The sequence below is a fragment of the Achromobacter seleniivolatilans genome (genome assembly GCF_030864005.1).
Classification (GTDB): Bacteria; Pseudomonadota; Gammaproteobacteria; order Burkholderiales; family Burkholderiaceae_B; genus Achromobacter; species Achromobacter seleniivolatilans.
The window spans coordinates 2,904,692-2,916,076 of the sequence record NZ_CP132976.1; the positions used below are offsets into that span (position 1 = coordinate 2,904,692).

Below are 11,385 nucleotides of genomic sequence, written 5' to 3' on the forward strand. Positions count from 1 at the left end.
CGAATGAACCGTCAGGCGAAGCGTTCGCCGTAGCGCTTTTCGCTGAAGCCCACCGTGACCTCGCCATCGGGCGTTGCCGTAACCGGGCGGCGGACCAGCGCTGGATATTCCGCGATCAGCTGGCTCCACTGCGCATCCGTGTGAGCCGTCTTCCTGTCTTCCGGCAGATTGCGCCATGTCATGGACGTGCGGTTGACCAGTTTTTCCCAGCCGCCGACTTTTTCCGACCATGATTTCAGCGTGGCTGCCGGTATGGGATGGTCGCGGTAATCAACGAATGCGTGATCCACGCCATGCTCGGTCAGCCAATCGCGGGCCTTGATGCAGGTGCTGCATTTGGTCAGGCCATACAAGGTGGTTTGCTTCATTTGGATTCGGACTCCTTACGCCATTGCAGACGGTTGGCCAGGATCACGCAGGTGCCAACCGCCAGGATGAACAGGGTGGCAAGCGCGTTGATCTCGGGCTTCAACCCCAGGCGCACCCGCGAAAAAATCTCCATCGGCAGCGTAGTCGAACCGGGGCCGGACAGGAACGAGGCGATGACCACATCGTCCAGCGACAGCGTGAAAGACAACAGCCAGGCCGAGGCCAGCGCCGGCGCAATCAGCGGCAGCGTGATTTTGAAGAACACGGTGATGGGGGTCGCGCCCAAGTCCAGCGCGGCCTCTTCCAGCGACCGGTCCAGGTCGCGGATACGGGTCTGAATCACAACGGCCACAAACGCCATGCACAACGTCACATGGCCGACCCAGATGGTGAAGATGCCGTTTTCAGACGGCCAACCCAGGGTGCCGCGCAATTCCACGAACATCAGCAGCAACGAGATGCCCAGCACCACTTCTGGAATGACCAGCGGCGCGCTGAGCATGCCCACGTACAGGGCAAAGCCGCGAAAGCGGCCCATGCGGCCCAGCACATAACCCGCCCATGTCCCGATGATGACGGCCGCCGTGGCGGTCATGGCAGCCACGCGGAATGACAGCCAGGCGGCGCGCAGCAGCGCATCGTCGTTGACCAGCGCGTGATACCAGCGAAACGAGAAGCCTGCCCAGGACGTAACCGTGGGCGACTCATTGAATGAGAACACCATCAGGCTGATGATGGGCACATACAAAAAGAAGTAGCCCAGCCCCAGCACTAAGGCGCGCAAGGTTTTGTTCGGCCCGTTCATTTGCGGCCTCCGCCAGCCATGTCCTGCTGCTTGACCTGGTTGTACTGGAAGTACACCAGCGGCACGAGCAACAGCAGCACCATCACGCACGTCACTGCCGAGGCCATCGGCCAGTCGGCATTATTGAAGAATTCGTTCCACATGACCCGGCCCATCATCAGCGTGTTGGCGCCGCCTAGCATTTCCGGAATCACGTATTCGCCCACGGCGGGAATGAACACCAGCATGGCGCCGGCGATCACACCCTGGCGCGACAGCGGCACGGTGATCTGCCAGAACGCCTGCCAGGGTTTGGCGCCCAGGTCATAGGCGGCTTCCAGCAAGCGCAGGTCCATTTTCACTAGCGTGGCGTAGAGCGGCAGGATGAAGAACGGCAGATACGCATAGACCATGCCGATATAAACCGCCACGTCGGTACGGTAGATTTCCAGCGGGCTGGAAATCAGGCCCAAGCCTTGCAGCAGATTGTTCAACAACCCGTCATTGCGCAAGATGCCGACCCAGGCATACACGCGCAGCAGCAACGACGTCCAGAACGGCAGAATCACGCCCAACAGCAGCAGATTGCGCACCCTGGGCGACGAGCGGGCGACGTAGTAGGCAATGGGATAACCGATCAGCACGCAGATCAGCGTGGTGATGGCGGCAATCTTCACCGAGCTCAGGTAGGTCTTGAAGTACAGGCTTTCGCTGAACAACAGGATGTAGCCGCGCAAGTGCAGGCTGAACTGCACTGCTTCATCTTTGAATTCAGCCAGCGGCGTATACGGCGGAATGCCGAAATTCACTTCGGCAAAGCTGATCTTCAGTACCAGCAGGAACGGCAGCAGCAGAAACAGCACCAGCCAGGCGAACGGCGGCACCACCGCCAGCGTCCGGCTGGACGGCAACCAGTCGCGGGGCGAAAACCGGATCATGACGCCAGCACCGTCGCGCTATCGGCGTCCCAGCTGACGAAGATTTCTTCGTCGATGCCCGGCGCATCCATCTGAGCCAGCAGCAGGCTGGGCACACTGGCCTCGACCGTTTTGCCGGAATCCAGGCGAATCTGGTAGAGCGCGTAGCTGCCCATCCACGCCATATGGCTGACCATGCCATGCGCCCAGTTGTATTCCCCTTCGGGCTGTTCGCGCGACACCACCAGGCGCTCGGGCCGGATGGACACGTGCACTTCCATGCCCAGAGGCTCACTGACGCCGTGATTCACAAACAGCGGCCGGGTGAGCTCGGCGCATTCGATGGCGACGTGGTCAGGCTCATCCACCACGATTGTGCCGGTGAACATATTGGTCGACCCGATGAAGCTGGCAACAAAGCGAGAATTCGGAAACGCGTAGACGTCCTGCGGCGTGCCGCATTGGACAATCTGGCCTTCGGTCATGACGGCCAGACGGTGCGCCATGGTCATGGCCTCTTCCTGGTCGTGCGTGACCATGATGCAGGTGACGCCAACCTGTTCAAGAATCTTCACCAGTTCAATCTGGGTTTTCTGGCGAATCTGCTTGTCCAGCGCGGACATGGGTTCGTCCAGCAACAGCAGTTTGGGACGCTTGACCAGACTGCGCGCCAGCGCCACGCGCTGCTGCTGGCCGCCCGACAACTGGTTTGGCTTGCGGCGTGAATAACCGGCCATCTGGACCAGATCCAGCGCTTCAAACACACGGTCGTGGATTTCAGCGCGGTCCACACCCTCTTGTTTCAGACCGAAAGCCACGTTGGCTTCGACCGTCATGTGCGGGAACAAGGCATACGACTGGAACATCATGTTCACGGGCCGGCGGTAAGGCGGCACGCTGGTGATGTCTTCGCCGTCCAGCAGAATCTGCCCGGAGGTGACCTCTTCAAAGCCCGCCAGCATGCGCAGCAACGTGGACTTGCCGCTGCCGGAGCTGCCCAGCAACGCAAAAATCTCATTGCGTTTGACGGACAGGTTGACGGAACGCACGGCGACCACATCGCCAAAAATCTTGACCACATCGGAGACCCGGACAAATTCGTCCGGGTCCACCGTGTGCGGCGCCGAGAAACGGCTATCGCTCATGATGACTATTTTCCCAACTTCAGCTCAGACCACAATTTGTTTTGCAGACGTGAAATATTCAAGGGCAGCGCCTTGATCACGTACAAGGTCTTGGAGACCTCGGCCGGCGGATAGATCATGGGGTTGTCGGCCACATCCTTCACCACGTACTGCCGCGCCTCTTTATTGGCGTTGGGGTAGAACATGGTGTTGGTGATGGCGGCGTGCACTTGCGGCGTTTCAATGTAGTTCATGAACGCCAGGGCCTCTTCGGGATGCGGCGCATCCTTCGGGATCACCATCAGGTCGAACCACGCCGGCGCGCCGCCCTTCGGAATGAAGTAATTCACTTCATAGGGTTTCTTGGCGTCTTGCGCGCGCTTGCGGGCGATCATGACGTCGCCCGAAAAACCGTAGACCATGCACAGGTCGCCCACGGCCAGTTCGTCGATATAACCCGACGAGCTGAATTGCCGGATGTACGGGCGGATCTTCATCAGCACGTCTTGCGCGGCCTTGTAGTCGTCCGCGTTGGTGCTGTTGGGATCTTTGCCCAGATACTTCAGCACAGCCGGGAACACTTGCGCGGCTTCGTCCAGCATCGAAATGCCGCACTCTTTGAGCTTGGCGGCGTTTTCGGGCTTGAAGATCATGTCCCAGTTGGCCAGGTCTACGTTGTCGCCCATGATCTGCTTGACCTTGGTGACGTTGTAGCCCAGCCCGTTGGTGCCGTAGCCCCAGGGAATGGCGTGCTCATTGCCCGGATCGACGGTGGCGACCAGCGCCATCACTTCGGGGTCCAGGTTCTTCCAATTCGGGATCTTGGACTTGTCCAGCTTCTGGAACAGGCCCGCCGCGATCTGTCGTGACGCGTAATGGGTGGATGGGACAACGACGTCATACCCGGACTTGCCGGCCAGCAGTTTGGCCTGCAGCGTGTCGTTGCTGTCGTAAACGTCATAGCGGACCTTGATGCCGGTTTCTTTTTCGAAACCAGAAATCGTGTCCGGGGCCGTGTATTCGGCCCAGTTGTAGACGTTGACGACCTTGTTCTGCGCGACGGCGGCCGATGTCGATGCCGCGACCAACACCGCCCCAAGCGCCCAGCGCATTCCCGCCCTTAGTTCCATTGCAAGCCCCCCAGCTCTATGCCGTATATGTCAGGAGTACCAAAAGGCGAAATGATAAAGCCTTTTAGCAATGGCCTGACCAACTTTGAGGGGTAATTAGCGCAATTCGGGCCAGATCACGGCAAATGGGCGCCCGGTCCGGTTCAGGGCTGGATGCCCACTCCCCAGGCCGTCCAGTAGCTATCACGCAGCCTCAGCCAGAAACGCTCGCCGTCTTCACCGGCCACCTTGCGCAAGGACCGGCGCAGACGCTCCAGATTGCCCTGGCGCTGCCGCTCGGACAACGCGCCCTGGGTGCCGCGGTCGAAATCGATCAGCCAGACCTGGCCGTCGCCGCCGAGCAATATATTGAAAGCATTCAGGTCGGCGTGCCAGACACCAGCCCGGTGCATGCGCACGATGGCTTCCGCCACGGCGCCCCAGGCTGGTTCAGCCAGCGCCTGGGCCAACGGCCTCACACCGGGAATGCGCTCCACCACAATGGCGGCGCGATAGATCGGACCCTGGCGCCAATACGCCGCGGCCAGCGGCACCGGCACGGCCAGCCCCTGGGCCCGCATGGCGGCCAGCAATCGGTATTCGCGGAAGCTGCGAGTGCGGTCTTCGCCGTTCCAAAGATAGGCGTCGCGGCTGATGCGGGCGATCATGCCGCCACGCCGATACCGCCGCAGTACGCCCTGCCAGCCCTGCCCCTGCACAAACCAGGCCGCCTGGCGGCCGCCGGCATCGACAAGGCGGGCCCGGTCACCGTAATGGGCGGGGTTGAAAACTTCCGGACCGGCATCGGCCAGGCGCGATACGTCGCTGAGCATGGCGCCCCCAAGGGGGCCTGCCCAGGCCTTGCGCTGCGCGCCCGAAGATTTGCCGTCAACCTTCACGGTTGCGCATCCAGTCAGCCACGCCGTAAAAAGACTGCAACAACCGCTCGACCAGCGCCGGTGCTACGCCTTCATCTTCCATGGCGCGCCCGATGCAGGTTACCCACTGGTCGCGCTCGATCTCGCCAATGGAAAATGGCAGATGGCGCGCCCGCAGCCGGGGGTGGCCGAAGCGTTCAATATAGTGATCCGGGCCGCCGAAGTAGCCGCACAGAAACCAGAACAGCTTGTCGCGGGCTTCGTCCAGGCTGGGGCCGTGGGCGGCGCGCAGTTCTTTCAGGTCCGGCTCCATGTCCATCAGGTCATAAAAGCGATCGACAAGCGCGCGCACGCCGGGCTCGCCGCCAAGTAGGTCAAAAATGCTGCTGGAATTTTCCACGGGTTCAGAAATGGTTTGGACGCGGGTCGTCATCAGGTTTCTCGTAAGGTGACCAGGGGCGGCGTGCGCAACACGCCACGCAGGGCCAGGGCGCCGCCCGCCCAGGCGCCCAGCATACCCGCGCCGATGCCGGCCAGCCACGGCCAGAGGCTGAGGGTAATGGTGAAATCGAACACTTGGGTTGATAAAACCCAAGCAATTGCGGTGGCGCCAGCGGCGGCCAACAGCCCCGCCAGACCGCCCACTGCCCACAGCTCAATACGCTGGGAACGCGCCAGTTGGCTGCGTGTGGCGCCCAGCGCCCGCAGCACGGCGGCCTCGCGCATACGTTCGTCGCGGGTCGCGGTCAACGCGGCCGACAAGACCAGCACGCCCGCGGCCAGCGTAAACAGGAACAGCAGCTGCACAGCCTTGCCCACTTCATTGAGCACGGACTGCAACTGTTGCAGGATGGCGCCCACGTCGAACACGGTCAGGTTCGGAAACTCCCGGACCAGCGCAGGCAGCACCGCTGCCTTCTCAGGCGGCAGATAGAACGAGGTGATCCAGCTTTGGGGCATATCGGCCAGCGAGGCAGGGGTCAGAATCGCGAAAAAATTGACGCGCATCGTATCCCAATCCACGCGGCGAGTGCTGGACACGGCCACTTCGACCTGTTGTCCGGCCACATCGAACGTCATCTTGTCGCCCAGTTTCAGTCCCAGCGTCTTGGCAAGGCCGGACTCCAGCGACACCTCGGCCGAACCGGGCGCCAGCCAGCGCCCTTGCTCAATCCGGTTGGACGACGGCAGCTCGTCGCCATAAGACAGGTTGAACTCGCGGTCCACCAGACGCTTGGCGCGCGGCTCTTCGTAATCGTCCGGCCCTACAGCGCGGCCATTGATGGCGATGAGCCGTCCACGCACCATGGGCGACAAGGTGATGCGTTCAAGCCCTTCGCGGTTCAGCGCGGCGGTCACGGCCTGACGCTGGTCGGGCTGCACATTGATCAGAAAGCGGTTGGGCGCATCGGGCGGCATGGTCCGCTGCCAGCCATCGATCAGGTCGGTGCGCGTCATGGTCAGCAACAGCAGCGCCATCAGACCGACGGCCAGCGCGCAGACCTGGGTGATGGTGGCAGCGCGCCGGCGCACGACGCCAGCCAGCGCAAAGCGCAGCGCGGGCAGCCCCGCCGCCAGCCCGCGCACGCGCGCCAAGCCCAGAATGCACAGCCACGCCACCAGCGCGAACACCGCGAAAGCGCCCAAAAAGCCGCCCGCAACCACAGCGCCCAGTTTCGCGTCACCGGCAAACCACCAGATCAGCAAGGCAAATCCCGTTGCGCCCAACACATAGCCAAACGCGCTGCGGGCGCTGATGGCATCAGCGTCGCGCCGCAACACGCGAGCCGGGGGCACGTGACGCAATTGCGCCAATGCGGGCAAGGCAAAACCCAGCAGCAGCAATATGCCCGTCAACACGCCTTGCAAGGCCGGAATGGCCGATGGCGCAGGCAAAGTCGTGTCGATCAGTGACCCCAGCAGCATCACCAGCACCTGATGGACCGCGTAACCCAGCAAGCAGCCTGCAGCCGACGAAAACAGGCCGACCAGCGTGAATTCGAGCGTCAGCATCCGCGACACTTGCGACTGCACCGCCCCCAGGCAGCGCATGACGGCGATGCCGTCACGGTGCCGGGTCATGTAGCGCCCAGCCGCCAAGGCCACCGCCACGGCAGAGATCAGCACGGCCAGCAACGCCACCAGCGACAGGAACCGCTGCGCGCGGTCCAAGGTGCGGCGCACTTCAGGCCGGCCGGATTCCAAGGTGGCGACCTTCTGGCCGCGCTTCAGATTTTGATTCAACCAGGCTGAATACCCCGCCACGGCATCTGGCTGCCCGGCAATCAGCATGGCGTAGCCGATGCGGCTGCCCGGCGCGATCAGGCCGGTGGCCGGCAGGTCGCTGGCGCGCAACAACACCCGCGGCGCCACATTGACGAACTGCATGCCGCGATCGGGTTCATACGTAATCACGCGGTCGATGCGCAGGTGGGCATCTCCTACGTTCAGCGTGTCGCCCACTTTCAACTTGAGCAGCGACAGCAACTGCGCATCCACCCATACGGCGCCTTCAGCCGGAATGTCCCGGGTAGTTGTGTCCGGGGCAAACGGCGCGTCCGCCACGCGCAAGGCGCCTCGCAGCGGATAACCGGGTTCGACCGCCTTCAAGGCAGCCAGTTGCGCACCATCGCCCGCGCCCACCATGGACGGAAATTGCCAGGTGCTCGATAGCGTCAGCCCCCTTTCACGCGCCTGATCCAGAAACGCGGCCGGTACAGGCTCGTCGGCATCCAGTACCAGATCCGCGCCCAGCATCTGGCCAGCGTCGCGTTCCAGCGCCCGGCTGACCCGGTCAGCCAGAAAGCCCACACTGGTGACGGCGGCGACCGCCACGACCAGCGCCAGCACCAGCAAGCGCAGTTCGCCTGCCCGCGCATCGCGCATCATCATCCTGGCGCCCAAGCGCAACGTGGACCAGAAACCAGGGCGCTTGGCCTGTGACATATCAGGGAAATCCATCATTCACCAAAGTTAAAAACTGCCTGAATCGGAACTGAATCCCGATATCATCCCGGGGCGGGGGGTTCAGCCCGCCCATAAAGATACTTAAAACCGGAGAAGACAATGCGTAAATCCTGGCTTGCGGCCACGATTCTGGCCGCCTGCGCGGCTGCCACATCCCTGCCCTCGGCAGCTCAAACCCCTTTGAAGATGGCCTACGCGCTATCCACGTCATCACACTACGGCGCGGGCGCCGACGCGCTGGCCAAGTCGATAGAGGCTTCCAGCAACGGAAAGTACAAAGTACAGCAATTCGCCAACAGCGCGCTGGGCGGTGAACGCGAGGTGATCGAAGGCCTGCAGATCGGCACCATCGATCTGGCCATCGTTTCGACAGGGGCTACCCTGAATTTTGTTCCCGAAACTGGGGTTTTCGATATCCCTTTCCTGTTGCGTGACCTGCCGCACGCCCGTTCGGTGCTGGACAGCAAGATCGGCCAGGACATGCTGGCCAAGTTTCCCAGCCGTGGCATTGTCGCCCTGGCCTGGGGCGAGCAGGGCTTTCGGCATCTGACCAATAACGTGCGCCCGGTCAAGACCCCGGCGGACGCCAAGGGCCTGAAGATCCGCACCACCGAGAACCCGATCCACATCCTGGCGTTCCGCCAGATTGGCATTCTGCCCACGCCCATGGCCTGGCCCGAAGTGGCCACCGCCCTGCAACAGGGCACGATCGACGGCCAGGAGAACCCGCTGTCAGTGATCACCTCGGCCAAGCTGGCGCAAATGCAGAAGTACCTGTCCCTGACCGGACACGTGTACGGCCCGGCCCTGGTGCTGATGTCGTCCAACGTCTATGACGGCCTATCGGCCGCCGACAAGGCGAATTTCGACAAGGCAGGCAAGGAGTCGGCCCTGGCGATGCGCGCCTACGTGGACAACATCGAGAAGACCGGCGCCGAACAGTTGGCCAAGGATGGCATGCAAGTATCCCAGGTGGATCGCGCAGCATTCGCCGCCGCAGTCGAACCCGCGTATCCCGAGTACTACAAGAAGTTCGACAAGAAGCTGATCGACTCGATCCGCGACACCAAGTAATCCGGGCCTGCCCGCAAACGGGCACACCGCCCCCGGCGGCGGGATCTTTATCCCGCCGCTTTTCGCTCCCCATCCTTTGCGTCCATCGCTCACGGGATTCATCATGCGTTTGCTCTGCGCTTTCGATCGCGGCCTGTTCAAACTGGTCTCGATCCTTGCCCAACTCTTGCTGGTGGGGGCCGCGGCCGCCGCCTTCTATCAAGTTATTGCCCGCTTTATCCTGCACTCGCCCGCCGACTGGAGCGAGGTGCTGACCCGCGCCCTGCTGATCTGGACCGTGCTGCTGGGCGTAGCCCTCGCCTTCCGCCACGGCGCCATGATCAGCGTCGAGCTGCTTCGCAACCTGCTGGGCGGCACCAAACGGCGTGTGCTTGAGGCCATTATTGGCCTGACCTGCGCCAGCTTCCTGGGTTTTCTGGCCTGGATCGGCGGCAACATGACCTACCGCGTGCGCTTCCAGACTGTGCCCAGCCTGGACATTTCGATTTCCTGGATCTATCTGGCGATTCCGGTGGGAGCCACGCTTGCCGCCATCGCCGTGCTGGCCCGCTGGTGCGCCGGCGAGGAAGAAGACGTGCCCGTGCGCAATGATGCGCAAGGCTGAGCCGCCCCCCTATCGAACCTGAGCAGCAGATATCGCCATGTCCCAATTAATGATTGTCTCGATGCTGATTTTCTTCGGGCTGTCCGTGCCGGTCGCTGTGTCGATCGGCTTGGCCAGCCTGGCTGGCGTCGGCGCCACCGGCCTGCCGTGGGTCGTCGTCGCCCAGCAGCTGTTTGCGGCGCTGGACAAGTACCCGCTCGTCGCCATTCCCTTCTTCATTCTGGCCGGCAACCTGATGGAAGCCGGCGGCATTTCTGAACGCATGGTGGAGTTCGCCAAGAGCGTGGTCGGCGGCATCCAGGGCGGCCTGGCCTGCACCTGCGTGCTGACCTGCATGATCTTTGCCGCCGTGGCCGGTTCCAGCGTGGCAACCACGTTCGCCGTGGGTGCGATCCTGATCCCGGCGATGATCCGGCACGGCTATCCCGCCCCGTTTGCCGCGTCCTTACAGGCCAGCGCGGCCGAGTTGGGCGTGATCATTCCCCCGTCCATTCCGATGATTCTGTTTGCGGTGTCCACGGACACCTCAACGGGTGAGCTGTTCATCGCCGGCGTGATGCCAGGCATCCTGATCGGCGTGGCGCTGATGTTCTATGTCTGGTTCTACGCCAAGCGCAACAACCTGGGCAAGCGCGACGGAGAGGGCCGGTTGCCCTTGTGGCCCGCGTTCAAAAGCGCGTGGCTGGCACTGCTGATGCCCGTGATCATTCTGGGCGGCATCTACGGCGGCGTATTCACGCCGACGGAAGCGTCCGTCGTGGCAGTGATGTATGCGGTGGTGGTGGGCAAATTCATCTACCGCCGCCTGAGCTTCAAGCAGATTTCCGTGACGCTGCATAAGTCGGTGGTGTCGACGGCGGTGATTATGTTCGTGATCGCCAACGCCGGGGTCTTCAGTTTTCTGCTGAACCGCGCGGGCATCCCTGACGCGCTTGGCGTCTGGCTGTCGCAGTTGTTCGACACGCAGTTTTCGTTCCTGATGGGCGTGAACGCTGCGCTGTTCGTAATTGGCATGTTCATCGAGACCTCGGCTTCGATCGTGGTGCTGGCTCCCTTGCTGCTGCCGGTGGCGTTGCAGTTCGGGGTGGACCCGGTGCATTTCGGGATCATCATGGTGGTGAACCTGGCGCTGGGGATGATTACGCCTCCGTTCGGAGTGAATCTGTTCGCGGCGTGCGCAGTGGCCAAGTTGCCGCTGGAAAGGTTGATCAAGCCTTTGATTCCGTTTGTTGGCGTGGTGATTGTTTGCCTGATGGTGATTACATATTGGCCGGGGCTGTCACTGGGATTGAGGGATTTGGTTTACGCGAAGTGAGGGGGCTTCAGGAATCACGCATGTGGATTATTCAGCCACATACGTGATTTTCATGAGCTGATGGGGGCTTCGTCGGGGCGGGTTTTGGGCTTCGCAGGTACCGTTGGATGTCTCTTCGCAGGCCGCCCCTCGCCACAGGCGCCATGTCTGCTCGCGCCCACGATTGCGGTCCGGAGCCTTCGCTCCGGACTTGCCCAGGCGGCTCCCCCCTCGTCCTCTTCGTCCGCCTTCGGCTCACTTGTAT

At 62.3% G+C, this 11,385-nt stretch carries 11 protein-coding genes; 3 read left to right on the forward strand and 8 right to left on the reverse strand.

What is annotated here, in order from left to right; translation table 11 throughout:
• Nucleotides 1-11: 11 nt before the first annotated feature.
• From RAS12_RS12895 to RAS12_RS12930, 8 genes are all read right to left on the reverse strand, one after another.
• A complete protein-coding gene (locus RAS12_RS12895; RefSeq protein WP_306950130.1) occupies nucleotides 12-368 on the reverse strand; it encodes a Spx/MgsR family RNA polymerase-binding regulatory protein in 357 nt (118 codons plus the stop codon).
• On the reverse strand, nucleotides 365-1,174 hold the full coding sequence (locus tag RAS12_RS12900) for an ABC transporter permease subunit (protein ID WP_306950132.1): 810 nt from the start codon (nucleotides 1,172-1,174) through the stop codon (nucleotides 365-367). Before RAS12_RS12900 ends, RAS12_RS12895 begins: the two co-directional genes overlap by 4 nt.
• Complete coding sequence (locus tag RAS12_RS12905) at nucleotides 1,171-2,091, reverse strand: ABC transporter permease subunit (RefSeq protein WP_306950134.1); 921 nt, start codon at nucleotides 2,089-2,091, stop codon at nucleotides 1,171-1,173. Before RAS12_RS12905 ends, RAS12_RS12900 begins: the two co-directional genes overlap by 4 nt.
• A complete protein-coding gene (locus RAS12_RS12910) occupies nucleotides 2,088-3,215 on the reverse strand; it encodes an ABC transporter ATP-binding protein (protein WP_306950135.1) in 1,128 nt (375 codons plus the stop codon). Before RAS12_RS12910 ends, RAS12_RS12905 begins: the two co-directional genes overlap by 4 nt.
• Nucleotides 3,216-3,220: 5 nt before the next feature.
• Nucleotides 3,221-4,324: a polyamine ABC transporter substrate-binding protein gene (locus tag RAS12_RS12915; protein ID WP_306950137.1), complete on the reverse strand. Its 1,104-nt coding sequence runs from the start codon at nucleotides 4,322-4,324 to the stop codon at nucleotides 3,221-3,223.
• Nucleotides 4,325-4,467: 143 nt separating this feature from the next.
• Entirely contained in the window at nucleotides 4,468-5,136 is a 669-nt protein-coding gene (locus RAS12_RS12920) for a 3-deoxy-D-manno-octulosonic acid kinase (RefSeq protein WP_306951431.1), read from the reverse strand.
• Between the two features lie 55 nt (nucleotides 5,137-5,191).
• Nucleotides 5,192-5,614, reverse strand: a complete 423-nt coding sequence (locus tag RAS12_RS12925) for a group II truncated hemoglobin (protein WP_306950140.1) — start codon at nucleotides 5,612-5,614, stop codon at nucleotides 5,192-5,194.
• On the reverse strand, nucleotides 5,614-8,145 hold the full coding sequence (locus tag RAS12_RS12930) for an ABC transporter permease (RefSeq protein ID WP_306950142.1): 2,532 nt from the start codon (nucleotides 8,143-8,145) through the stop codon (nucleotides 5,614-5,616). The genes RAS12_RS12925 and RAS12_RS12930 overlap by 1 nt, the downstream gene beginning before the upstream one ends.
• Before the next feature lie 102 nt (nucleotides 8,146-8,247).
• On the opposite strand from RAS12_RS12930, the gene RAS12_RS12935 reads away from it, so the two are divergent.
• The 3 genes from RAS12_RS12935 to RAS12_RS12945 all read left to right on the forward strand — a co-directional run bounded on the left by RAS12_RS12935 (nucleotide 8,248) and on the right by RAS12_RS12945 (nucleotide 11,141).
• Nucleotides 8,248-9,222: a TRAP transporter substrate-binding protein gene (locus tag RAS12_RS12935; RefSeq protein WP_306950144.1), complete on the forward strand. Its 975-nt coding sequence runs from the start codon at nucleotides 8,248-8,250 to the stop codon at nucleotides 9,220-9,222.
• A gap of 103 nt (nucleotides 9,223-9,325) precedes the next feature.
• On the forward strand, nucleotides 9,326-9,826 hold the full coding sequence (locus RAS12_RS12940) for a TRAP transporter small permease (protein WP_306950145.1): 501 nt from the start codon (nucleotides 9,326-9,328) through the stop codon (nucleotides 9,824-9,826).
• Between the two features lie 37 nt (nucleotides 9,827-9,863).
• A complete protein-coding gene (locus tag RAS12_RS12945) occupies nucleotides 9,864-11,141 on the forward strand; it encodes a TRAP transporter large permease (protein WP_306950147.1) in 1,278 nt (425 codons plus the stop codon).
• The last annotated feature ends 244 nt before the right edge of the window (nucleotides 11,142-11,385 follow it).